The 22,877-nt window shown below is 67.6% G+C and carries 18 protein-coding genes; 17 read left to right on the top strand and 1 reads right to left on the bottom strand.

The genetic code is table 11. From position 1 onward, the window contains the following. The first annotated feature begins 3 nt into the window (after positions 1 to 3). The 16 genes from rsmH (at position 4) to lpxC (ending at position 19,155) form a co-directional block, all read left to right on the top strand. Positions 4 to 1,005 carry a 16S rRNA (cytosine(1402)-N(4))-methyltransferase RsmH gene (gene rsmH / locus CNE_RS15725; protein ID WP_013958081.1) on the top strand — a complete coding sequence of 334 codons (1,002 nt, stop codon included), beginning with the start codon at positions 4 to 6 and terminating at the stop codon, positions 1,003 to 1,005. After that, the gene (ftsL, locus tag CNE_RS15720) at positions 1,002 to 1,319 is read left to right on the top strand and encodes a cell division protein FtsL (protein WP_013958080.1); all 318 of its coding nucleotides are present in this window, start codon (positions 1,002 to 1,004) and stop codon (positions 1,317 to 1,319) included. Before rsmH ends, ftsL begins: the two co-directional genes overlap by 4 nt. Then, positions 1,316 to 3,121, top strand: a complete 1,806-nt coding sequence (locus CNE_RS15715; RefSeq protein WP_013958079.1) for a peptidoglycan D,D-transpeptidase FtsI family protein — start codon at positions 1,316 to 1,318, stop codon at positions 3,119 to 3,121. The genes ftsL and CNE_RS15715 overlap by 4 nt, the downstream gene beginning before the upstream one ends. Further along, positions 3,118 to 4,680: a UDP-N-acetylmuramoyl-L-alanyl-D-glutamate--2,6-diaminopimelate ligase gene (locus tag CNE_RS15710; RefSeq protein ID WP_013958078.1), complete on the top strand. Its 1,563-nt coding sequence runs from the start codon at positions 3,118 to 3,120 to the stop codon at positions 4,678 to 4,680. Before CNE_RS15715 ends, CNE_RS15710 begins: the two co-directional genes overlap by 4 nt. Next, positions 4,677 to 6,077: a UDP-N-acetylmuramoyl-tripeptide--D-alanyl-D-alanine ligase gene (locus CNE_RS15705; protein WP_013958077.1), complete on the top strand. Its 1,401-nt coding sequence runs from the start codon at positions 4,677 to 4,679 to the stop codon at positions 6,075 to 6,077. Before CNE_RS15710 ends, CNE_RS15705 begins: the two co-directional genes overlap by 4 nt. 13 nt (positions 6,078 to 6,090) lie before the next feature. Next, positions 6,091 to 7,260: a phospho-N-acetylmuramoyl-pentapeptide-transferase gene (gene mraY / locus CNE_RS15700; protein ID WP_013958076.1), complete on the top strand. Its 1,170-nt coding sequence runs from the start codon at positions 6,091 to 6,093 to the stop codon at positions 7,258 to 7,260. A gap of 70 nt (positions 7,261 to 7,330) precedes the next feature. After that, positions 7,331 to 8,842, top strand: coding sequence for a UDP-N-acetylmuramoyl-L-alanine--D-glutamate ligase (gene murD / locus CNE_RS15695; protein WP_013958075.1), 1,512 nt, complete (start codon positions 7,331 to 7,333; stop codon positions 8,840 to 8,842). Further along, on the top strand, positions 8,839 to 10,080 hold the full coding sequence (ftsW, locus tag CNE_RS15690; protein WP_013958074.1) for a putative lipid II flippase FtsW: 1,242 nt from the start codon (positions 8,839 to 8,841) through the stop codon (positions 10,078 to 10,080). Before murD ends, ftsW begins: the two co-directional genes overlap by 4 nt. Beyond that, the gene (gene murG, locus CNE_RS15685) at positions 10,077 to 11,147 is read left to right on the top strand and encodes an undecaprenyldiphospho-muramoylpentapeptide beta-N-acetylglucosaminyltransferase (RefSeq protein ID WP_013958073.1); all 1,071 of its coding nucleotides are present in this window, start codon (positions 10,077 to 10,079) and stop codon (positions 11,145 to 11,147) included. Before ftsW ends, murG begins: the two co-directional genes overlap by 4 nt. Positions 11,148 to 11,169: 22 nt before the next feature. Next, positions 11,170 to 12,603 (top strand): UDP-N-acetylmuramate--L-alanine ligase, encoded by a 1,434-nt coding sequence (gene murC, locus CNE_RS15680; protein WP_013958072.1) that lies wholly within the window; start codon positions 11,170 to 11,172, stop codon positions 12,601 to 12,603. Then, on the top strand, positions 12,600 to 13,583 hold the full coding sequence (locus tag CNE_RS15675) for a D-alanine--D-alanine ligase (RefSeq protein WP_013958071.1): 984 nt from the start codon (positions 12,600 to 12,602) through the stop codon (positions 13,581 to 13,583). The genes murC and CNE_RS15675 overlap by 4 nt, the downstream gene beginning before the upstream one ends. Positions 13,584 to 13,610: 27 nt before the next feature. Then, positions 13,611 to 14,525, top strand: coding sequence for a cell division protein FtsQ/DivIB (locus CNE_RS15670; protein WP_010814766.1), 915 nt, complete (start codon positions 13,611 to 13,613; stop codon positions 14,523 to 14,525). Then, positions 14,522 to 15,754, top strand: a complete 1,233-nt coding sequence (gene ftsA, locus CNE_RS15665; protein WP_010814765.1) for a cell division protein FtsA — start codon at positions 14,522 to 14,524, stop codon at positions 15,752 to 15,754. Before CNE_RS15670 ends, ftsA begins: the two co-directional genes overlap by 4 nt. A gap of 179 nt (positions 15,755 to 15,933) precedes the next feature. After that, positions 15,934 to 17,127, top strand: a complete 1,194-nt coding sequence (ftsZ, locus tag CNE_RS15660; RefSeq protein WP_010814764.1) for a cell division protein FtsZ — start codon at positions 15,934 to 15,936, stop codon at positions 17,125 to 17,127. A gap of 450 nt (positions 17,128 to 17,577) precedes the next feature. Then, positions 17,578 to 18,084: a peroxiredoxin gene (locus CNE_RS15655; RefSeq protein WP_013958070.1), complete on the top strand. Its 507-nt coding sequence runs from the start codon at positions 17,578 to 17,580 to the stop codon at positions 18,082 to 18,084. Positions 18,085 to 18,237: 153 nt separating this feature from the next. Beyond that, positions 18,238 to 19,155, top strand: a complete 918-nt coding sequence (gene lpxC / locus CNE_RS15650; RefSeq protein WP_013958069.1) for a UDP-3-O-acyl-N-acetylglucosamine deacetylase — start codon at positions 18,238 to 18,240, stop codon at positions 19,153 to 19,155. A 64-nt stretch (positions 19,156 to 19,219) separates the two neighbouring features. Here the strand turns inward: lpxC and CNE_RS15645 are convergent, their stop codons facing one another. Further along, positions 19,220 to 19,723 (bottom strand): hypothetical protein, encoded by a 504-nt coding sequence (locus tag CNE_RS15645; protein ID WP_013958068.1) that lies wholly within the window; start codon positions 19,721 to 19,723, stop codon positions 19,220 to 19,222. 294 nt (positions 19,724 to 20,017) lie between these two features. Between CNE_RS15645 and secA the strand changes: the two genes are divergently transcribed. Beyond that, positions 20,018 to 22,795, top strand: a complete 2,778-nt coding sequence (gene secA, locus CNE_RS15640) for a preprotein translocase subunit SecA (RefSeq protein WP_013958067.1) — start codon at positions 20,018 to 20,020, stop codon at positions 22,793 to 22,795. Positions 22,796 to 22,877 lie beyond the last annotated feature (82 nt).

Raw genomic sequence — 22,877 nt, 5'->3', positions numbered from 1 at the left:
GTCATGAGTCCTACCGGAACGCCGGCAACCCCCGCCCTGCGCCATCGCACCGTGCTGCTGGACGAGGCCGTCGACGCCTTGGTCTGGCGGCCCGACGGGGTCTACGTCGACGGCACCTTCGGCAGGGGAGGGCACAGCCGGGCGGTGCTGGCCCGGCTGGGGCCAGACGGGGCCCTGGTTGCGTTCGACAAGGACCCAGCAGCAATCGCAGAAGCGGGCACCATCAAGGATGCCCGCTTCTCCATTGAGCACGCGAGCTTTGCGGCCATGGCCGAGCGCCTGTCGGGGCGCGGCCACGTCGCTGGCGTGCTGCTCGACCTGGGGATCAGCTCGCCCCAGATCGACGAGGCGGCGAGGGGGTTTTCCTTTCGTTTCGAGGGCCCGCTGGACATGCGCATGGACACGACGCGCGGCATCACTGCCGCGCAGTGGCTGGCGCAGGCGGATGAGCAGGACATTGCCAGGGTGATACGAGACTATGGGGAAGAACGGTTTGCTGTACAGATTGCAAAGGCGATTGTTGCTCGCCGGAGCGAACCCGGCGATGGCGGACCCATCGCCACTACTGCCGACCTTGCCGCGCTCGTGGCGAAAGCCGTCAAGACACGCGAGAAGGGTCAGGACCCTGCGACCCGCACCTTTCAGGCTCTACGGATTCACGTCAATCAAGAGCTTGAGGACCTCGAAAGAGGGCTGAAGGCGGCGTATGAACTGCTGCAGGTCGGAGGGCGCCTGGTGGTGATCAGCTTCCACTCGCTGGAGGACCGCATCGTCAAGCGGTTCATGGCGGCGCACGCCCGTCCCCAGCAGGATGCCGACCCGGCGCTGCGCCGTGCGCCGCTGCGCGCGGCCGACCTGCCGCAACCGACGCTGCGCCTGCTCGGCCGCTACAAGCCGGGCACTGAGGAGGTGGCCGCCAACCCGCGCGCGCGCTCGGCCGTGATGCGCGTGGCCGAGAAGCTGGCCCCTGCCGCGACTCCTGCGGGCGGAGGCGCACGCGCATGAACCGCCTGACCTTCTTCCTGCTCGCCGCGCTGATCCTGTGCGCGCTGTCGCTGGTGAGCGCGCAGCACCAGGCGCGCACGCTGTTCGTCGCACTGGAGCGGGCCCAGGCTGAAGAGAAGCAGCTCGATATCGACTGGTCGCGCCTGCAGTACCAGCAGAGCGCGCTGGGCAAGAGCGCACGCATCGCCGACACGGCGCGCGCGCAGCTGAAGATGGCGCCGGTCAACCCCGGCAAGACCCAGTACCTGTCCGGCATCGTGCTGCCGGCGCCCGCCGAGGCGGCGCCGGCCAGTGCCGCGGAGGCGCGCCGATGAGCATGGCCCGTCCCAACCCGCCCCGCCGTGACCGCAACGGCACCGCGTCGCGCCCGCGCAGCGGCCAGTTCTCGGCCAGCCCGGTGCTGGGCCTGCGCCTGCCGATGTGGCGCTCCAAGCTGGTGGTGTTCATGATGTTCGCGGCCTTCGGCGCGCTGGCCGTGCGCGCGGCCTGGATCCAGGGCCCCGGCAACCAGTTCTACGAGGCCGAGGGCAAGAAGCGCTTCCAGCGCACGCTGGAGCTGCCGGCCACGCGCGGCAAGATCCTGGACCGCAACGGCCTGGTGCTGGCCACCAGCCTGCCGGTCAAGGCCATCTGGGCGGTGCCCGAGGACGTGCCCAACCAGGTCGATGCCGCCAAGATCCGCCAGCTGGCCAAGTTGCTCGGCATGTCCGAGAAAGACCTGGGCAAGAAGCTGTCCGAGGACAAGGGCTTCGTCTACCTGAAGCGCCAGGTGCTGCCTGACGTCGCCGACAAGATCGCCGCGCTGAAGATCGAAGGCATCCACCAGACCCGCGAATACAAGCGCTTCTACCCGGAAGGCGAGGCGATGGCCCACATCGTCGGCTTCACCAACGTGGAAGACCGCGGCCAGGAAGGCGTGGAGCTGGCGCGCGAACCCGGCCTGGCCGGCCGTGCCGGCGCGCGCCAGGTGATCAAGGACCGCCTGGGCCGCGTGGTCGAGGACGTCGGCGTGCTGAAGACCCCGCGTGACGGCGAGGACATCCAGCTGTCGATCGACGCCAAGATCCAGTACCTGGCCTATAACGAACTCAAGGCCGTGGTCGAAAAGCACAAGGCCAAGGCCGCCAGCGCGGTGGTGCTCGACGCCCAGACCGGCGAAGTGCTGGCGCTGGCCAACTGGCCCACCTACAACCCCAACGACCGTACCCGGCTGTCCGGCGAGCAGCTGCGCAACCGCGTGCTGACCGATACCTTCGAGCCGGGCTCGATGATGAAGCCGATCACGGTCGGCCTGGCGCTGCAGCTCAAGCGCGTGACGCCGTCCACGGTGATCACCACCACCGGCAAGTACAACTTCGAAGGCGCCACCATCAGCGATACCCACAACTATGGGGCGCTGACGGTGAGCGGCGTGATCCAGAAGTCGAGCAACATCGGCACGACCAAGATCGCGATGATGATGAAGCCGCAGGAAATGTGGGACATGTTCACCAGCGTCGGCCTTGGCCAGGCGCCCAAGATCGGCTTCCCCGGCGCCGTGGCCGGCCGCGTGCGCCCGTTCAAGAGCTGGCGCCCGATCGAGCAGGCCACCATGTCGTACGGCTACGGCCTGTCGGTGTCGCTGTTCCAGATGGCGCATGCCTACACCATCTTCGCGCATGACGGCGAGCTGATCCCGGTGTCGATGTTCCGCACCAACGGTCCTGTCGCCGGCGAACGCATCCTGTCGCCCCAGGTGGCGCGCGATGTGCGCGCCATGCTGGAAACCGTGACCGCGCCCGGCGGCACCGCCCCCGAGGCGCAGGTGATGGGCTACCGCGTCGGCGGCAAGACCGGCACCGCCTACAAGCATGAAGGCCGCGGCTACAACCGCAGCAAGTACCGCGCCTCGTTCATCGGCCTGGCGCCGATGTCGAATCCGCGCATCATCGTGGCCGTCAGCGTGGACGAGCCCACGGCCGGCAGCCACTACGGCGGCCTGGTGGCCGGCCCGGCGTTCGCGGCCATCACCGGCGGCACACTGCGCGCACTGAATGTGCAGCCCGACTCGCCGATCCGCCAGCTGGTGGTCAGCGACAAGGTGCAGGAGAGCGAACCGTGGAGCTCGACCCAATGACGGCCAAGCCACTGCTCCCGCTCGAGGTCACCGCCCAGGCCAGCAACGCGCTGGCCTGGCTGCGTACCAACGTGGCCGCCGCCGCGCAGCTGACCGGCGATACCCGGCGCCTGGCGCGCGGCGATGTGTTCTTCGCCTACGTGCTCGGCAACGAGCGCCTGGCCACCGACGGCCGGCCCTATATCGCCCAGGCGATCGCCGCCGGCGCGGGGGCCATCGTCCATGAGGCCGACGGCTTCGACTGGCCCTTCGGCGACGTAGTGCCGCACCTCGCGGTGAGCCGCCTGCACCAGCTGGCCGGCCCGATCGCCGCCGGCTGGCATGGCAACCCGGTGCGCGGCCTGGCCGTGACCGGCATTACCGGCACCAACGGCAAGACCTCGTGCAGCCAGTGGCTGGCACGGGTGCTGCAGGCCGCCGGCACGCCTTGCGCGACCATCGGCACACTGGGCACCGGCTTCCCGGGCGCGCTGCAGGCCACCGGCTTCACCACGCCCGACGCGGTGCAGCTGCAGGCCAGCCTGGCGTCCCTGCACGACGCCGGCGCGCGCGCTGTGGCGATGGAGGTGTCCTCGCACGGCCTGGAGCAGGAGCGCGTGGCCGGCACGCATTTCTCGGTGGCGGTGCTGACCAACCTGACCCAGGACCACCTCGACTACCACGGCTCGATGGCTGAGTACGAGGCCGCCAAGGAGAGCCTGTTCCGCTGGGACGGCCTGCGCACTGCCGTGATCAACCGCGACGACGCCATGGGCCAGCGCCTGCTTGCGGCGGACGCCGCCGCCATCGGTGCGCCGCACGTGATCGAATACGGCATCGACGGCCCCGACGCGGCCACGGTGCGCCGCCCGCGCGGCGAGTGGCTGCGCGCCACCAACGTGCGCGCCACGCCCACCGGCACCGCCTTCCATATCGACGGCAGCTTCGGCAGCGCCGAGATGGCCACGCCGATGATCGGCGCCTTCAACGTCAGCAACCTGCTGGCGGTGCTGGGTGCGGCACTCGCCAACGGCGTGGCGTGGGACGCGGCCATCGCCGCGCTGCGCGCGCTGACGCCGGTGGAAGGGCGCATGGAGTTGTTCGGTGCCGCCGGCGGCCCGGATGCGCCACTGGCCGTGGTCGACTACGCCCATACCCCGGACGCGCTGGCGCAGACGCTGGCCGCGCTGCGCCCGGTGGCGCAGGCGCGCAACGGCCGCCTGTGGTGCGTGTTCGGGTGCGGCGGCGACCGCGACCCGATCAAGCGCCCGCTAATGGGCGCAGTGGCCGAGCGCGAGGCCGACGAGGTCATCCTGACCAGCGACAACCCGCGCAGCGAAGACCCGCAGGACATCCTGGACGCCATTGCCGACGGCATGGCCGAGCGCGCGCGCGCTCGCCAGATCGAAGACCGCGCCGCCGCCATCCTCTATGCCGTCAAGCACGCGGCACCGGCCGACGTGGTGCTGGTGGCGGGCAAGGGCCATGAGGCCACCCAGGAGATCCAGGGCCGCAAGCGCCCGTTCTCCGATCGCGAACACGTACGACTGGCGCTTGCCACCCGTGGAGTATCGGCATGAGCCAGACCCCAATGACCACCTTGCAGCAAGCCGCCGGCTGGATCGCCGGCGCGCGCGTTTGCGGCGACGGCGCCGTGAAGTTTTCGCGCGTGCATACCGACAGCCGCAGCGTCGAGCCGGGCGACCTGTTCGTCGCCCTCAAGGGTGAGCGCTTCGACGCGCATGACTTCATCGCCGACGTGGTGGCACGCGGCGCTGCCGCCGTGCTGGTCAGCCGCGAAGTCGATGCCGGCGTGCCGGCCATCGTCGCGCCGGACACGCGCCTCGCGCTGGGCGAGTTGGGCGCCGGCTGGCGCCGCCAGTTCACGCTGCCGGCGGTGGCGGTGACCGGCAGCAACGGCAAGACCACGGTCAAGGAAATGATCGCGGCCATCTTTGCCGCGGCGGTGGGCGAGGACCAGCGCCTGGCCACCGGCGGCAACCTGAACAACGATATCGGCCTGCCGCTGACGGTGCTGCGCCTGCGCGCCACGCACAAGCTGGCGGTGCTGGAGCTCGGCATGAACCACCCGGGCGAGACGGTCTACCTGGCCGGCATCGCCCAGCCCACCGTGGCGGTGATCACTAACGCGCAGCGCGAGCACCAGGAGTTCATGGTGAACGTGGAAGCCGTCGCCCACGAGCACGCCGCCGCGATCGCGGCGCTGCCGGCCCACGGCGTGGCGGTGTACCCGCTCGACGCGGAAAGCGGCGGCGCCCACGCGCCGCTGTGGCGCGAAGCCGCGGGCGCGCGCCGCGCGCTGTCGTTCGGCACCTCGCAGCGCGCCGATGTGCACGCCACCGTGACGCTGGTCGACGGCGCACAAGTGATGCAGGTACGCGCGCCCGGCCATGGCTTCGACGTGCGCCTGGCGCTGCTGGGTGAGCACAACGTGCGCAACGCGCTGGCCGCCATCGCCTGCGCGCTGGCCGCGGGAGTGCACGTGCCGGCGATCCAGTCGGGCCTAGCCGGCTTTCATGCGGTCAAGGGCCGGCTGCAGGTCAAGTACACGCCGGGTGGGACGGTCGTCATCGACGACACATACAACGCCAACCCCGACTCCATGCGCGCCGCCATCGACGTGCTGGCCGGCTTTGCCGCGCCGCGCATCCTGGTGCTGGGCGACATGGGCGAAGTGGGCGACCAGGGCCCGGCGTTCCACGAAGAGATCGGCGCCTACGCCAAGGCGCGCGGCGTTGGCACGCTGTGGGCGACCGGCGAACTGGCCGTGCATGCGGTGCAGGCATTCGGCGCGGGCGGCCGGCATTTCGGCAGCGCGCAAGCACTGGCAAAGGCACTGGAGGAAGACAGCAGGGGCATGGTGGCGCAAGCGGGCGCCGTGCTGGTGAAGGGATCGCGCTTCATGCGCATGGAACGGATGGTCGCGGCGCTGGTCGCAGACTCTTCCGCACACTAAATAAGACAACACGATGTTATTGGCTCTGGCCCAGTGGCTGCAAAACGACTACAGCTTCCTCCGGGTCGTCAACTACCTGACTTTCCGCGCGGTGATGGCCAACCTCACCGCGCTTCTGATCGGGCTGGCGTTCGGTCCGTGGGTGATCCGCAAGCTGACCGAGTTGAAGGTCGGCCAGGCGGTGCGCACCATCGGTCCGCAGACCCACCTGGTCAAGGCCGGCACGCCGACCATGGGCGGCGTGCTGGTGCTGGTCTCGATCGCGGTGTCGACGCTGCTGTGGTGCGACTGGGGCAACCGTTTCATCTGGGTGGTGATGCTGGTCACCTTCGGCTACGGCGCTATCGGCTGGGTCGACGACTACCGCAAGGTGGTGTATCGCGACCCGCGCGGCATGTCGAGCCGCGAGAAATTTTTCTGGCAGACGCTGATCGGCCTGGTGGCCGCGGTCTACCTAGCGTTCTCGGTGTCGGAAAGCAGCAACGTGAAGGTGTGGGACCTGTTCCTGAGCTGGGTCGAGGGCGGGCTGTCGCTGGACATGCCGTACAAGTCCAACCTCATCGTGCCTTTCTTCAAGGAGATCAGCTACCCGCTGGGCGTGGCCGGCTTCATCGTGCTGACCTACCTGGTGATCGTGGGCTCGAGCAACGCTGTCAACCTGACCGACGGCCTGGACGGGCTGGTGATCATGCCGGTGGTGCTGGTCGGCAGCGGGCTGGGTGTGTTTGCGTACGTGATGGGCAGTTCGGTCTACAGCAAGTACCTGCTGTTCCCGCATATCCCGGGCGCGGGCGAGCTGCTGATCTTCTGCTCGGCGCTGAGCGGGGCGGGGCTGGCCTTCCTCTGGTTCAACGCGCACCCGGCGCAGGTGTTCATGGGCGACGTGGGCGCGCTGGCGCTGGGCGGCGCGCTCGGCACGGTGGCGGTGATCGTGCGCCAGGAGATCGTGCTGTTCGTGATGGGCGGCATCTTCGTGGTGGAAACACTGTCGGTGATGGCGCAGGTCACGTGGTTCAAGATCACCAAGCGCCGCTATGGCGAAGGCAGGCGGCTCTTCAGGATGGCGCCGCTGCATCACCATTTCGAACTGGGCGGCTGGAAGGAAACCCAGGTCACGGTGCGCTTCTGGATCATCACCATGCTGCTGGTGCTGATCGGGTTGTCGACACTGAAGTTGCGTTAACGGTTGCGCGGGTCAGGGACTGACGGCGCTCTTCTATATAGATTCAGGAAATCAAAGGCAGGAAATCGAAGTGTTTGGCGAGCTGCAAAAACCTCATGTGCTGGTACTGGGCCTCGGTGAATCGGGCCTGGCCATGGCGCGTTGGTGTGGCCTGAACGGCTGCGCGGTGCGCGTGGCCGACACGCGCGAGGCGCCCGCCAACCTTGTCTTCCTGCAGGCCGAGCTGACTTCGGCCGAGTTCGTCGGCGGCCCGTTCGCCGACAGCCTGCTCGACGGCATCGGCCTGGTGGCGATCAGCCCGGGCCTGTCGCCGCTGGAAGCCGGCACCGGCGCGCTGCTGGCCGCGGCGCAGGCGCGCGGCATCCCGGTGTGGGGCGAGATCGAACTGTTCGTGCGCGCGCTGCGCCACCTGGAAGCTGAGTCCGGCTACGCGCCGAAGATCCTGGGGATCACCGGCACCAACGGCAAGACCACCACCACCGCGCTGACCGGCCGGCTGGTGGAGCGCGCCGGCAAGAGCGTGGCGGTGGCGGGCAATATCAGCCCGTCGGCGCTGGACAAGCTGTCGGCCTGCATCGCCTCGGCATCGCTGCCGGAAGTGTGGGTGCTTGAGCTGTCCAGCTTCCAGCTGGAAACCACGCACACGCTGGCGCCTGCCGCGGCCACCGTGCTCAACGTCACCCAGGACCACCTGGACTGGCATGGCTCGATGGAAGCCTATGCCGCATCCAAGGCGCGCATCTTCGGGCCGGCTGGCAGCGAGTGCGTGCAGGTGCTCAACCGCAACGACCGCCTGACCATGGACATGGCGCGGCCCGGGCGCTCGCCGCTGACTTTCGGCACCGACCTGCCGGAAACGCCGGGCAGCTTCGGCATCCTGCGCGAGGGCGGCATGCCCTGGCTGGTGCTGGCCGAAGCCGACCCGGACGCGGAAGGGGAGGGCAAGCCGCGCCGCCGCAAGGCCGCCGAGGTGGTCCAGGAAGCCGTGCCGGCGCGCCACAAGCGCCTGATGCCGGCCGACGCGCTGCATATCCGCGGCATGCACAACGCCACCAACGCCATGGCCGCGCTGGCGCTGTGCCGTGCCATCGACCTGCCGATGAACGCGCTGCTGCACGGCCTGCGCGAATACCGCGGCGAGCCGCACCGCGTGGAGTGGGTTGCCACCATCGACGACGTCGAGTATTTCGACGACAGCAAGGGCACCAATGTCGGCGCCACCGTGGCCGCGCTGTCGGGGCTGGACAAGCGCGTGGTGCTGATCGCCGGTGGCGAAGGCAAGGGCCAGGATTTCTCGCCGCTGGCCGCGCCGGTGGCGCAGTACGCACGCGCGGTGGTGCTGATCGGCCGCGCCGCGGGTGAGCTGCGCGATGCATTGCAGGGCAGCGGTGCCAGCCTGGTCGACGCCGCCACGCTGGAAGAGGCCGTGACGAAGGCTGCCGGACTGGCCGAGAACGGCGACGTGGTGCTGCTGTCGCCGGCGTGCGCCAGCCTCGACATGTTCCGCAACTACGTGCATCGCGCCGAGGTGTTCCGCGGCGCGGTGGAAGAACTGGCGCTGTCCCGGGGGATCCTGCCATGAGCGAAGCACAGGTCAAGCGCAGCGGCTTTATCGGCGCCACCATCGGCAATGCCTGGGGTGGCCTGCGCGACGCCGTGTCCGGCGTCAAGCCGACGCGCTCGCGCATGATGGAGTACGACCAGCCCATGCTGTGGGTGTCGATCGTGCTGCTCGCGCTCGGCCTGGTGATGGTCTATTCGGCCTCGATCGCGCTGCCGGACTCGCCGCGCTACGCCAACTACCGCGAGAGCCACTTCCTGATGCGCCATGCGTTCGCGCTGGGGATCGGGCTGTCGGTCGGGCTGGCGTCGTTCCAGATCCCGGTCAAGGTGTGGGACCGCTACGCGCCCAAGCTCTTTATCGTCGCACTGATCCTGCTGGTGATCGTGCTGGTGCCGTTCGTCGGCAAGGGCGTGAACGGCGCGCGGCGCTGGATCCCGCTGGGCGTGATGAACTTCCAGCCATCGGAGCTGATGAAGCTGGCGGTGGTGCTGTATGCCGCCAACTACACGGTGCGCAAGCAGGAGTGGATGCAGACCGTGTCCAAGGGCTTCCTGCCGATGGGCGTGGCCGTGGTGGTGGTCGGCATGCTGCTGCTGCTCGAGCCGGACATGGGCGCATTCCTGGTAATCGCGGCCGTGGCCATGGCCATCCTGTTCCTGGGCGGCATCAACGGCAAGCTGTTCGCCGGGCTGGTCGGCGTGGCAGTGGGCGCGTTCGCGCTGCTGATCACCGCGTCGCCCTGGCGGCGCGAGCGGATCTTCGCCTACCTGAACCCGTGGGAAGAGAGCAATGCGCTGGGCAAGGCCTACCAGCTGACGCACTCGCTGATCGCCTTCGGCCGCGGCGAGTGGACCGGCGTGGGCCTGGGCGGCAGCATCGAGAAACTGCACTACCTGCCTGAGGCGCATACCGACTTCATCCTCGCGGTGATCGGCGAGGAATTCGGCTTTATCGGCGTGCTGGTGGTGATTGTGCTGTTCTACTGGCTGGTGCGCCGCGCCTTCAATATCGGCCGCACCGCGCTGCAGCTGGACCGCACCTTTGCCGGGCTGGTGGCCAAGGGCATCGGCGTGTGGATCGGCTGGCAGACCTTTATCAATATGGGCGTGAACCTGGGCCTGCTGCCGACCAAGGGGCTGACGCTGCCGCTGGTGAGCTATGGCGGGTCGGGGATCTTGATGAACTGCGTGGCGCTGGCGATCCTGCTGCGCATTGATTATGAAAATCGAGTGTTGATGCGCGGAGGGAAGGTATGACCGCACCGCGCACCTTGCTCGTGATGGCCGGCGGCACCGGGGGGCACGTGTTCCCGGGGCTTGCGGTCGCGCACGCGCTGCGCGAGCAAGGCTGGAAGGTGGTCTGGCTGGGCAACCGCACCGGCATGGAAGCCACGCTGGTGCCCAAGCACGACATCCCGATGGAGTTCATCCAGTTCGGCGGGCTGCGCGGCAAGGGCCTGGTGACCAAGTTCCTGCTGCCGCTGAACCTGCTGCGCGCGTTCTGGCAGAGCATAGTCGCGCTGCGCCGGGTGCGCCCGAGCGTGGTGCTGGGCATGGGCGGCTATATCACCTTCCCGGCCGGCATGATGGCGTCGCTGCTGGGGCGGCCGCTGGTGCTGCACGAGCAGAACTCGATCGCCGGTCTGGCCAACAAGGTGCTGGCCAAGGTGGCCGACCGCGTGCTGTGCGCATTCCCGGACACGCTGCCCGGCGGCGAATGGACCGGCAACCCGGTGCGCGAGGAACTGGCGCACCTGGACGCGCCCGAAGCGCGCTATGACCAGCGCAGCGGCCCGCTGCGCATCCTGGTGGTGGGCGGCAGCCTGGGCGCTGCGGCGTTGAACGAGGTGGTACCCAAGGCCATCGCGCTGCTGCCCGAGGGCAAGCGCCCGGTGGTCACGCATCAGGCGGGCGCGAAGCAGATCGACACGCTGCGCGCCAACTACGCGGCCGCGCAGGTGCCCGCGCAGACCCTGCCGTTTATCGACGACATGGCGCGCGCTTACGCCGATGCGGACCTGGTGATCTGCCGCGCCGGCGCGATGACGGTTTCGGAAGTGGCTGCCGCAGGCGTGGCGGCGATGTTCGTGCCGTTCCCGCATGCGGTGGACGACCACCAGACCACCAACGCGGAATTTTTGTCGAAGCAGGGCGCGGCCCTGCTGGTGCAGCAGAAAGACCTGACGGCCGAGGGGCTGGCGCAAACCATCGCCAGCCTGACCCGGCCGCAGTTGAAAGACATGGCGCGCCTGGCGCGCGGACTGGCCAAGCCTGAGGCAACCCGGCGCGTCGCCGAGATCTGCAGTCAGCTGGCCAGGGACTGAAGCCTAATTAAGCAGCAATCGAATGAAGCATATCGTCAAAAACATCCACTTCGTGGGCATCGGCGGCGCCGGCATGAGCGGCATCGCCGAGGTCCTGCTGAACCTGGGATACAAGGTCTCGGGCTCGGACGTGGGCAACAATGCCGCCACGCGGCGCCTGGCCTCGCTGGGCGCCACGGTCATGCACGGGCATGACGCGGCCAACGTGACCGGCGCCAACGCGGTGGTGGTGTCGACCGCGGTCAGCGGCGACAACCCCGAAGTCCTGGCCGCCCGCAGCAAGCGCATCCCGGTGGTGCCGCGCGCGGTGATGCTGGCCGAACTGATGCGCCTGAAGCAGGGCGTGGCCATCGCCGGCACGCACGGCAAGACCACCACCACCAGCCTGGTGGCGTCGGTGCTGGCCGAGGGCGGGCTCGATCCCACCTTCGTGATCGGCGGCCGCCTGAACTCGGCCGGCGCGAATGCGCGCCTGGGCACCGGCGACTTCATCGTGGCCGAGGCCGACGAGTCGGACGCATCTTTCCTGAACCTGTTCCCGGTCATCGAGGTCATTACCAATATCGATGCCGACCACATGGACACCTACGGGCACGACTTTGCCCGGCTCAAGCAGGCGTTCATCGAATTCACGCAGAGGTTGCCGTTCTACGGCATCGCGGTGCTGTGCGTGGATGACCCCAACGTGCGCGAGATCCTGCCGTTCGTGTCCAAGCCGGTGGTGCGCTACGGCTTTGCCGAGGATGCCCAGATCCGCGCCGTGGACGCGCGCGCGGTCGACGGCCAGATGCACTTCACCGTGCAGCGCCACCTCGACGGCCATGCCGAGCCGCCGCTGGAGATCGTGCTGAACCTGCCCGGCCTGCACAACGTGCAGAACGCGCTGGCGGCGATCGCCATCGCCACCGAGCTGGAAGTGCCCGATGCCGCCATCGTCAAGGCGCTGCGCGAATTCCACGGCGTGGGCCGGCGCTTCCAGCGCTATGGCGAGGTGGCCACGCCCGATGGCGCCGGCACCTTCACCCTGGTGGACGACTACGGCCACCACCCGGTGGAGATGGCGGCCACGCTGGCCGCCGCGCGCGGCGCGTTCCCGGGGCGCCGCCTGGTGCTGGCGTTCCAACCGCACCGTTTTACCCGTACGCGGGATTGCTTTGAGGACTTCGTCAAAGTGCTGGGCACCGTCGATGCCCTGCTGCTGGCCGAGGTCTACGCCGCCGGCGAAGCCCCGATCGTGGCTGCCGACGGCCGTGCGCTGACCCGCGCGCTGCGCGTGGCCGGCAAGGTCGAACCTGTTTTCGTGGAGCAGATGGAAGAAATGCCGCAGGCCATCCTGGATGCCGTCCGGCCGGGCGATGTGGTCGTGACGATGGGCGCGGGCTCGATCGGGGCCGTGCCGGGGCAGCTGGTGTCGCACCAGCAATCGACGCAATCAACGCAGGGAGGCCAGGCATGAGCTTCGTCGCCCATCCCAATATCGATCCCAAGTCGCTGGGCAAGGTCGGCGTGCTGCTGGGCGGGCGCTCGGCCGAACGCGAGATCTCGCTGATGTCGGGCAAGGGCGTTCTGGCAGCGCTGCAGTCGCGCGGCGTGGATGCGCACGGCTTCGACCCGGGCCTGCAGGGCGTGGCCGAGCTGGCCGCGGCCGGCTTTGACCGCGTCTTTATCGCACTGCACGGCCGCTATGGCGAGGACGGCACCATGCAGGGCCTGCTCGAGCAACTGGGCGTGCCGTACACCGGCAGCGGCGTGCTGGCTTCGGCCATGGCCATGGACAAGCAGGCCACCAAGCGCCTGTGGATGACCCATGACCTGGCCACGCCGCGCTTTGCCATGCTGCATGCGGACACTGACTTTGATGCCGTGGCGGCCGACCTGGGCCTGCCGCTGATCGTCAAGCCGGCGCGCGAGGGCTCGTCGATCGGCCTGACCAAGGTCACTGCCGCCGACCAGATGCGCGCGGCGTTCGAGAAGGCCGCGGCGCTGGACAACGACGTCATTGCCGAGACCTTTATCGACGGCGCCGAGCTGACCTGCCCGATCGTGGGGGAGGGCGACAGCGCCGAAGCGCTGCCGGTGATCCGCATCGTTGCGCCCGAAGCCAACTACGACTATCAAAATAAGTACTTTACTGACGATACCCAGTACTTGTGCCCGTCGGGCCTGGACCCTGAAGTCGAACGCGAGGTCCGGGCACTGGCGGTGCAGTCCTACCGCGTGCTGGGATGCCGCGGCTGGGCGCGCGCCGACCTGATGCTGCGCGCCGACGGCAAGCCTTTCCTGCTCGAGATGAATACCTCGCCCGGCATGACCGGCCATTCGCTGGTGCCGATGGCGGCGCGCGCGGTTGGCATCAGCTACGAGGACTTCGTGATGCAGGTGGTGGCCGCGGCCACGCTGGACCTGCATCCCAACGAGCATTGGAAACCCGAATAACGCAACCGAACAGGACCGCACCGGACCATGTGGCATAACGCACGCCTGCTCAACCTGATCGCCTCCGCGCTGTACGCGCTGGTGGTGCTGATGGCGCTCGCGGCAGGCCTGCTGTGGCTGGCGCAGCGGCCGGTGTTCGCCATCACCCATGTGGAGATCGGCCCGCTGGACGGCGGCGCCCTGCGCCACGTGAACGCGCCCAGCGTGCGCGCCAGCGCGCTGGGCAAGCTGACCGGCAATTTCTTCACGCTGGACCTGAACGCGGCCCGGCAGGCGTTCGAGTCGGTGCCCTGGGTGCGGCGCGCCAGCGTGCGGCGCGAATGGCCCAACGGCCTGGCGGTCGAAGTCGAGGAACACGAGGCGCTGGGCACCTGGGGCACGCCCGACAGCGGGCGCCTGATCAATACCTATGGCGAGGTCTTTGTCGCCAACACCGCCGAGGCGGAAGAAGACGCACAGCTGCTGGCGCTGGACGGGCCGCCGGACAGCGAGGGCGACGTGATCGAGAAGCTCGAGGTCATGCGCCAGTGGTTCAAGCCGCTCAAGGCCGAGCCGCTGGCGGTGGCCCTGTCCGGCCGCTATGCCTGGCGCGCGAAGCTGTCCAACGGCATGGAGGTCGAACTGGGCCGCGAGCAGAACGATGAGGATCGCGTGGCGATGGACCAGCGGGTCCGGCGCTTCGTCGCGGCCTGGCCGCAGGTCACCCAGCAATGGGGCAGCCAGATCGAGTATGCCGACCTGCGTTATCCCAACGGCTTTGCCATCCGCGCCGCCAATGCCCGCTTCCTGACCGAGGCGCAGATCGCAGCGGCGGTCAGGGCAGAGAAGGCGGCGAAGGCAGCGAAGGCGGCCAAGCCGGCGCCGGCGGCAGCAGCGGTTTCAGGTACTTCCAACAACAATCCGACGCGACTGAAGAGCAAGAACGCGGAGAAAACCCGATGAGCAAGGAATACAAGGACCTGTTGGTCGGTCTGGATATCGGCACCTCGAAGGTGGCGGCGGTGGTGGCAGAACTGCGCCCCGACGGCAGCTACGAGGTGATCGGGATGGGCCAGTCAGAGTCCAAGGGTCTGAAGAAAGGGGTCGTGGTCAATATCGAGGCCACCGTGCAGTCGATCCAGAAGGCGCTGGAAGAGGCCGAGCTGATGGCCGACTGCAAGATTTCAGAGGTCTTCACAGGCATTGCCGGCAGCCACATCCGCAGCTTCAACTCCAGCGGCATGGTGGCGATCAAGGACAAGGAGGTCACGCAGACCGACGTGGCGCGCGTGATCGAGACCGCCAAGGCGGTCAATATCCCGACCGACCAGCAGATCCTGCACATCCTGACGCAGGAATTCATCATCGACGGCCAGGAAGACGTGCGCGAGCCCATCGGCATGAGCGGCATCCGCCTGGAAGTGAAGGTGCATATTGTCACCGGCGCGGTCAGCGCCGCGCAGAACATCGTCAAGTGCGTGCGCCGCTGCGGCCTGGAAGTGCACGACCTGATCCTGCAGCCGCTGGCTTCCAGCCTGGCGGTGCTGACCGAGGATGAGAAGGAGTTGGGCGTGGTGCTGGTCGACATCGGCGGCGGCACCACCGACATCGCCATCTTCAGCGAAGGCGCGATCCGCCATACGGCCGTGATCCCCATCGCCGGCGACCAGATCACCAACGACATCGCGATGGCGCTGCGCACGCCGACGCCCGACGCCGAGGACATCAAGATCCAGTACGGCATCGCCAAGCAGGCGATCGCCGACCCGGACGACATGATCGAGGTGCCCGGCGTGGGCGACCGCGGCACGCGCACGCTCAGCCGCCAGGCGCTGGCCGCGGTGATCGAGCCGCGCATCGAAGAGCTGTACTCGCTAGTGCACCAGGTGGTGCGCGAGTCCGGCTATGAAGAACTGTTGTCGTCAGGCGTGGTCATCACCGGTGGGACCGCGATGATGCCGGGCATGGTCGAGCTGGGCGAGGACATCTTCCTCAAGCCCGTGCGCGTGGGCGTGCCGGAGTACCGCGGCAACCTGCACGAGGTGGTGAAGAGCCCGCGCTATGCGACGGTGATGGGCCTGCTGCTGGAAGGCCGCGTGCAACGCATGCGCGGGCGCAAGGTCGCGGTGCAGAGCGGGTCGGTCAAGCAGGTGTGGACGCGCATGAAGGAATGGTTTGTCGGCAATTTCTGATCAATGCGGAAATTGACGCGCTGACGATGCAGCGGCGCGCAGGCAGGGCGGTCTACCGGACAGGCCTGTGTGCTGAGTGGAAGTTTTCTGGTTTTCTTTTTTTGGTTTCTTGTTCAGAAACCAGGGGTTGCGGCGGGGAGGCTGCATCGTCTGGGGACTGATTTTTCTCGGAGGCAGTGATGGACTTTGACATGATCGAAACGGAAGTGCAGGACGGCACCATCATCAAGGTGGTCGGCGTGGGCGGTGCGGGCGGTAACGCCGTGCAGCACATGATCAGCCGCGGCGTGCAAGGCGTCGAATTCATCTGCATGAACACCGATGCCCAGGCGCTCAAGCGTTCGAGCGCTTCACGCGTGCTGCAGCTTGGCAATACGGGCCTGGGCGCTGGCGCCAAGCCGGAAGTCGGCCGCAACTGCGCCGAATCGGCCCGTGATCAGATCGCCGATTCCCTGCGCGGCGCGCACATGGTCTTCATCACTGCCGGCATGGGCGGCGGCACCGGCACGGGCGCCGCGCCGATCGTCGCGCAAGTGGCCAAGGAGATGGGCATCCTGACCGTGGGTGTGGTCAGCAAGCCGTTCGACTTCGAAGGCGCGCGCCGCGCCAAGGTGGCCGAACACGGTTCCAGCGAGTTGGAATCGAGCGTCGACTCGCTGATCGTGGTGCTCAACGAGAAGCTGTTCGAAGTGATGGGCGACGACGCCGAGATGGACAAGTGCTTCCAGTGCGCCGACGACGTGCTGCACAACGCGGTGGCCGGCATTGCCGAGATCATCAACGTTGACGGCCTGGTGAACGTCGACTTCGAAGACGTGAAGACGGTGATGGGCGAGCAAGGCAAGGCCATGATGGGGACGGCCACCGTGTCGGGCGTTGACCGCGCCCGCCTGGCGGCCGAGCAGGCCGTTGCCAGCCCGCTGCTGGAAGGCGTGGACCTGTCCGGCGCGCGCGGCGTGCTGGTCAACATCACCGCCAGCCGTTCGCTGAAACTGTCGGAAACCAAGGAAGTCATGAACACCATCCGCAGCTACGCCGCGGAAGATGCGACCGTGATCTTCGGTACGGTGTACGACGATTCGATGAGCGATGCGCTGCGCGTGACGGTGGTGGCCACGGGCCTGGGCCGCTCGGCCAAGAAGCAACAGCCGATGACCCTGCTCAAGACCGGCACGGACAACATGCCGGTGCAGATGATGGCCAACATGACCGCCGCCGCGGCCACGCACAGCTCGCCGGACTACAGCAACCTGGATACGCCGGCAGTGTGGCGCAGCTCGCGTGAGTCGGCGTCGGCCCACGTGGCGGCGCTGCAGGAAAAGGGTGTGGATACGTACGACATCCCGGCCTTCCTGCGCAAGCAGGCAGACTGAGCCCTGCCTGGCGCGGCATCGGTGCCTCCACCGGCCGCCTGACGGAACGCGTCGCCTTGTCGCGATGCACGTGCGCTCCCCATCCGCGCGTGCCTTGCATGGACTGACGTGAACCGCCGGGCCGCTGGCGGCGCCGCGCCTGCGCCGGACTGAGCTTCACCCGCATCCCGTCGCCGGGACGGGCGTGCCGCTGGCCGCCTCCCCGGACTGGTTTCCCGCCTTCCCGGTCGGGATGTATCAGCGTCCGCGCGGCGCACCCAAGAGGTGCGCCGCGCGGACGTCTTTGTAGCAAGGTGTATCGGATCCGCGCCGGATGTCACCGGATGTGAGCCGGCTTTGGCAATGCGGGCAAGGCGCCTATGATCTTGAGATTGCCCATCTGCCTGAGTGCGGGCGTCTGCGCCCCGGCATCCGGACTATTCTTCAGAAAACCCAGGAGGACCACGACCCATGATCACTGTCGGTTCCCGCGTCCCCGACGCCACGCTGCAGGAATTCTTCGAAACCGAAGGCAACGGCTGTGCCCTTGGCCCCAATGCCTTCAAGGTGGCGGACCTGGTCCGCGGCCGCAAGATCGTGGTGTTCGGCCTGCCCGGCGCTTTCACGCCGACCTGCTCGGCCAAGCATGTGCCGGGCTTTGTGCAGCATGCCGCGGCGCTACGCGAGGCCGGCGTCGACGAGGTCTGGTGCGTGTCGGTCAACGACGCCTTCGTGATGGGCGCCTGGGGCCGTGAGCAGCAGGCGGGCGGCACGGTGCGCATGATGGCCGACGGCAGCGCCGAGTGGACCCGTGCGCTGGGCCTGGACCAGGACCTGACCGCACGCGGCATGGGCGTGCGCTCCAAGCGCTACGCGATGGTGATCGACGACGGCGTCGTCACCCGGCTCGACGTCGAGGCACCGGGCGAATTCCGCGTCAGCAGCGCCGAGGCAGTGCTGGCGGCGTTGCGTGGCTGACACAGTCATCCGGGTAAACGTGGATAATACGCAACTTATTAAGGGGGTGTTAACAGCCGGAAACAAAACCCGGCTGCAGCGCCCTTGATGTGGTGGTAAAATCCCTTAATCAGAAAAGCTACACGATAGATTTTTATAATAGTTGAGGCTGTCATGCTCAAACAGCGCACGATCAAATCCCTGGTGAAGACCGTTGGCATCGGCCTGCACTCGGGGCGCAAGGTCACGTTGACCCTGCGTCCCGCGTCGGCGGACACCGGCATCGTCTTTACCCGCGTCGACCTGCCCGAGGCCGTCGAGATTCCCGTGGCCGCGTCGGCCATCGGCGACACGCGCCTGGCATCGGTGCTGCAGAAGGATGGCGCGCGCGTTTCGACCGTCGAGCACCTGATGTCGGCGTGCGCCGGCCTGGGCATCGACAACCTCTATGTCGATGTCGACGCCGAGGAAATCCCGATCATGGACGGCAGCGCCGCGTCCTTCGTGTTCCTGCTGCAGTCGGCCGGCATTGAAGAGCAGAACGCGCTGAAGACCTTCATCCGTGTCAAGAAACCGGTGGAAGTGCGCGAGGGCGACAAGCTGGCGCGGCTGGAGCCGTTCTTCGGCTTCAAGCTGTCGTTCACCATCGACTTCCGCCACCCGGCGGTCGACAAGACCGGCCAGACCTTCTCGATCGATTTTGCCGACACCAGCTACGTGCGCGAGATTGCCCGCGCCCGCACCTTCGGCTTTGCGCACGAGGTGGAAGCCCTGCGCGAGATGGGCCTGGCGCGCGGCGGCAGCCTGGACAACGCGATCGTGCTGGACGAGCACCGCATGCTCAACAATGAAGAGCTGCGCTACGGCGACGAGTTCGTGCGCCACAAGATCCTGGATGCGATCGGCGACCTGTATGTGGTGGGCCATCCGCTGATCGGCGCCTATGTGGCAAACAAGTCGGGCCACGGCCTGAACAACCAGCTGCTGCGCGCGCTGCTGGCCGACCAGGAAGCCTACGAGCTGGTCACCTTCGACCGCGTCGAGGAAGCCCCGGCCGCGTTCCTGCCGCAGGCGCAGCCGGCGTTTGCCTGATCCTGGCGAACTGGCGCAAAAAAAAGCCGACCCGAGGGTCGGCTTTTTCGTGATCGGCACCGGGCTAGCGGTGATGGGCGAGCAGCGTATTGAGCGCGTCGCGCAGCGGCGAATCCGGCAGGCTGCGCGCCAGTTGGTCGAGGTTGGCGAGTCCCGTGGGCGTCATGCGGCCGCCGGTGCGCTGACGTTGCACGGGCTCCACTTCCCAGTCCGCGTGGCGCGACACCTCTGGCTGCACCCGCACCCGGATCGCGGTGATGTGCGAGCCGCGCTGGTGCAGCCGTGCCAGCAGCGTCGGCACCACCTGGCGCACGCGGGCAGCGGCGGCGCCGTGCGCGGCCAGCAACAGCAGCACCTGGGCGTTCGGGTCGGTGGCGTCACGCTTGACGCCGGCCACGGCCAGGCCGTCGCGCATGCCGGCGGGCAGCAGCGCCAGCACCTCGGCCTCCAGCACCGACAGCTGGCGCGCGGTCTGCATCAGCGTCGAAACCGGGCCGGCCTTGGCCAGCCAGTCGTTGAGCGGCTTGGCGGCGGGGGTCTGCAGGGCGTGGTGGGTGAAGCGGCGCATGCATGCATTCTAGCAAGGGGCGCGGGGGCCGCCTTGCCCGACCGCGGATTGAAGCTGCGGCGGCCGCCCCAAACTGTGGCTGACGGGGCGCGCGGGCAATCATGCGCACGACACGCATGGTCAACATTCGGCGGGCTTGCCTGCCCTTGCGGGACGGGGCCAGGCGCGTTCCGGCCGTGACCCCGGCACATGATAAACTCGGCGTTTTGCGCCAATCTATCCATTCCTCGCCCGGCCGCCGGAGCAGCCCGCATCCCTGGGGTGCACCCGGTTCCGCGCAGGTGAAAGCAATCGATGATCACCGGCCTTCTCAAGAAAGTCTTCGGCAGCCGCAATGAGCGGCTGATCAAACAATATCGCCGCACGGTGGCGCAGATCAATGCGCTGGAGCCGAAGTTCGAGCAGCTCTCGGACGACGAGCTGCGCGGCATGACGGAGACCTTCCGGCAGCGCCACGCCGGCGGCGAATCGCTCGAGGCGCTGCTGCCCGAGGCCTTCGCCGTCTGCCGCGAGGCCAGCAAGCGTGTCATGAAGATGCGCCACTTCGACGTGCAGCTGATCGGCGGCATGGTGCTGAACGACAACAAGATCGCCGAAATGCGCACCGGCGAAGGCAAGACGCTGACCGCGACACTGGCCGTGTACCTGAATGCCATCACCGGCAAGGGCGTGCACGTGGTGACCGTCAACGACTACCTGGCGCAGCGCGATGCCGAGTGGATGGGCCGGCTGTACAACTTCCTGGGCCTGTCGGTGGGCGTGAACCTGTCGCAGATGCCGCACGACGCCAAGCAGGCGGCGTACAACTCGGACATCACCTACGGCACCAACAACGAGTTCGGCTTCGACTACCTGCGCGACAACATGGTCTACGACCCGTCGCAGCGCGTGCAGCGCCCGCTCAACTACGCCATCGTCGATGAAGTGGACTCGATCCTGATCGACGAGGCCCGCACCCCGCTGATCATCTCCGGCCAGGCTGAGAACCAGACCGACCTGTACCAGCGCATGAACGGCATCCCCAAGCTGCTCGAGCGCCAGATCGGTGAAGAGAAGGCCGATGGCACCGGCGTGGAGAAGCCGGGCGACTACTACGTCGACGAGAAGGGCCACCAGGTCTACCTGACCGAAGCCGGCCACGAGAAGGCCGAAGAGATCCTGTCGCAGCAGGGCCTGATCGGCGAGGGCGAATCGCTATACGCGCCGCAGAACATCACGCTGATGCACCACCTGTACGCGGCCCTGCGCGCGCACAGCCTGTTCCATCGCGACCAGCACTACGTGGTGCAGAACGACGAAGTCGTGATCGTCGACGAGTTCACCGGCCGCCTGATGACCGGCCGCCGCTGGTCCGACGGCCTGCACCAGGCCGTGGAGGCCAAGGAAGGTGTCACCGTCCAGCAAGAGAACCAGACGCTGGCGACGATCACCTTCCAGAACTACTTCCGCATGTACAGCAAGCTGGCCGGCATGACCGGCACGGCTGACACCGAAGCGTATGAGTTCCAGGAGATCTACGGCCTGGAAGTGGTGGTGATCCCGACCAACCGCCCGGCCCAGCGCAAGGACCAGCAGGACCAGATCTACAAGACCGGCAAGGAGCGCTACGACGCCGTGGTGCGCGATATCCGCGACTGCTACGAGCGTGGCCAGCCGGTGCTGGTGGGCACCACCTCGATCGAGACCTCGGAATACCTGTCGGGCCTGCTCGATCGCGAACAACTGCCGCACCAGGTGCTCAACGCCAAGCAGCACGCACGCGAAGCCGAGATCGTGGCCCAGGCCGGCCGCCCCAAGATGATCACCATTGCCACCAACATGGCCGGTCGCGGTACCGACATCGTGCTGGGCGGCAATGTGGAGAAGCAATCCGGTTTTATCGAGGCGGATCCGAACCTGTCCGACGCCGAGAAGGCCGCGCGCATCAAGCAGCTCGAGGATGAGTGGCATTCGCTGCACGAGCAGGTCAAGACCGCCGGCGGCCTGCATATCGTCGGCACCGAGCGCCATGAATCGCGCCGTATCGACAACCAGTTGCGCGGCCGTGCCGGCCGCCAGGGCGACCCGGGTTCGTCGCGCTTCTACCTGTCGCTGGACGACCAGCTGCTGCGCATCTTCGCCGGCGACCGCGTGCGCGCCATCATGGAACGCCTGAAGATGCCCGAGGGCGAGCCGATCGAGGCCGGCATCGTCACGCGCTCGATCGAGTCGGCGCAGCGCAAAGTCGAAGGCCGCAACTTCGACATCCGCAAGCAGCTGCTGCAGTACGACGACGTTGCCAACGACCAGCGCAAGGAAATCTACAAGCTGCGCAACGACGTGCTGGAAGCCCAGGATGTCGGCGACATGGTGACCAACCTGCGCGAGAGCGTGCTGGTTGAGCTGTTCCGCGACCACGTGCCGGCCGACACCATGGAAGAGCAGTGGAACATCGCCGGCCTGGAAACGCGCCTGCGCGAGGACTGGGGCCTGGAAGTGCCGCTGGCGCAGACCATCGAGGGCGCGCAGAGCATCGAGGACGAAGAGCTGCTCAACCTGATCATGAAGGCGGCCGCGGAGCGCTACGGCAGCAAGGTCGCGATGGTCGGCCGCGAGTCGTTCGCCGGCTTCGAGCGCTCGGTCATGCTGCAGAGCATCGACACGCACTGGCGCGAGCACCTGGCCGCGCTGGACCACCTGCGCCAGGGCATCCACCTGCGCGGCTATGCGCAGAAGGATCCCAAGCAGGAATACAAGCGCGAGTCGTTCGAGCTGTTCGCGCGTTTGCTGGACCTGATCAAGAGCGAAGTCACGCGCGTGACCTTCAACGTGCAGATCCAGTCGCCGGAAGAACTGGAGCAGGCTTCGGAAGAGATCGAGGAAGGCCTGTCGCACCTGGAGAACGTCCAGTACAAGCACGACGAGTTCGCCGAAGGGCGAGAGCCGGTCGAGGAAGCGCCGTCGCCGCGCACCGGTGCGGCCATGGCCGCCGCCGAGCTGGCGCTGGCGGGCATGCCCAAGGTCGGCCGCAACGACCCGTGCCCGTGCGGCTCGGGCAAGAAGTTCAAGCAGTGCCACGGCAGGCTCAGCTGAGTCGCGCACCGGTATGAGGTCGCGCCCGTCGCACGGCGTGACGCGAATGGAAACGACATGCCCGCCCTTAGCGGGCATGTTC

This window comes from Cupriavidus necator N-1 (genome assembly GCF_000219215.1).
GTDB classification, from domain to species: Bacteria; Pseudomonadota; Gammaproteobacteria; order Burkholderiales; family Burkholderiaceae; genus Cupriavidus; species Cupriavidus necator.
Note: the sequence above shows the minus strand (reverse complement) of the source record. Positions and strands in the feature narration are given on the sequence as shown.

Excerpts from the sequence above, each read along its gene's own strand:
- rsmH (WP_013958081.1), top strand. The coding sequence starts at position 4 with ATGAGTCCTACCGGAACGCCGGCAACCCCCGCCCTGCGCCATCGCACC.
- ftsL (WP_013958080.1), top strand. The coding sequence starts at position 1,002 with ATGAACCGCCTGACCTTCTTCCTGCTCGCCGCGCTGATCCTGTGCGCG.
- CNE_RS15715 (WP_013958079.1), top strand. The coding sequence starts at position 1,316 with ATGAGCATGGCCCGTCCCAACCCGCCCCGCCGTGACCGCAACGGCACC.
- CNE_RS15710 (WP_013958078.1), top strand. The coding sequence starts at position 3,118 with ATGACGGCCAAGCCACTGCTCCCGCTCGAGGTCACCGCCCAGGCCAGC.
- CNE_RS15705 (WP_013958077.1), top strand. The coding sequence starts at position 4,677 with ATGAGCCAGACCCCAATGACCACCTTGCAGCAAGCCGCCGGCTGGATC.
- mraY (WP_013958076.1), top strand. The coding sequence starts at position 6,091 with ATGTTATTGGCTCTGGCCCAGTGGCTGCAAAACGACTACAGCTTCCTC.
- ftsW (WP_013958074.1), top strand. The coding sequence starts at position 8,839 with ATGAGCGAAGCACAGGTCAAGCGCAGCGGCTTTATCGGCGCCACCATC.
- murG (WP_013958073.1), top strand. The coding sequence starts at position 10,077 with ATGACCGCACCGCGCACCTTGCTCGTGATGGCCGGCGGCACCGGGGGG.
- murC (WP_013958072.1), top strand. The coding sequence starts at position 11,170 with ATGAAGCATATCGTCAAAAACATCCACTTCGTGGGCATCGGCGGCGCC.
- CNE_RS15675 (WP_013958071.1), top strand. The coding sequence starts at position 12,600 with ATGAGCTTCGTCGCCCATCCCAATATCGATCCCAAGTCGCTGGGCAAG.
- CNE_RS15670 (WP_010814766.1), top strand. The coding sequence starts at position 13,611 with ATGTGGCATAACGCACGCCTGCTCAACCTGATCGCCTCCGCGCTGTAC.
- ftsA (WP_010814765.1), top strand. The coding sequence starts at position 14,522 with ATGAGCAAGGAATACAAGGACCTGTTGGTCGGTCTGGATATCGGCACC.
- ftsZ (WP_010814764.1), top strand. The coding sequence starts at position 15,934 with ATGGACTTTGACATGATCGAAACGGAAGTGCAGGACGGCACCATCATC.
- CNE_RS15655 (WP_013958070.1), top strand. The coding sequence starts at position 17,578 with ATGATCACTGTCGGTTCCCGCGTCCCCGACGCCACGCTGCAGGAATTC.
- lpxC (WP_013958069.1), top strand. The coding sequence starts at position 18,238 with ATGCTCAAACAGCGCACGATCAAATCCCTGGTGAAGACCGTTGGCATC.
- CNE_RS15645 (WP_013958068.1), bottom strand. The coding sequence starts at position 19,723 with ATGCGCCGCTTCACCCACCACGCCCTGCAGACCCCCGCCGCCAAGCCG.
- secA (WP_013958067.1), top strand. The coding sequence starts at position 20,018 with ATGATCACCGGCCTTCTCAAGAAAGTCTTCGGCAGCCGCAATGAGCGG.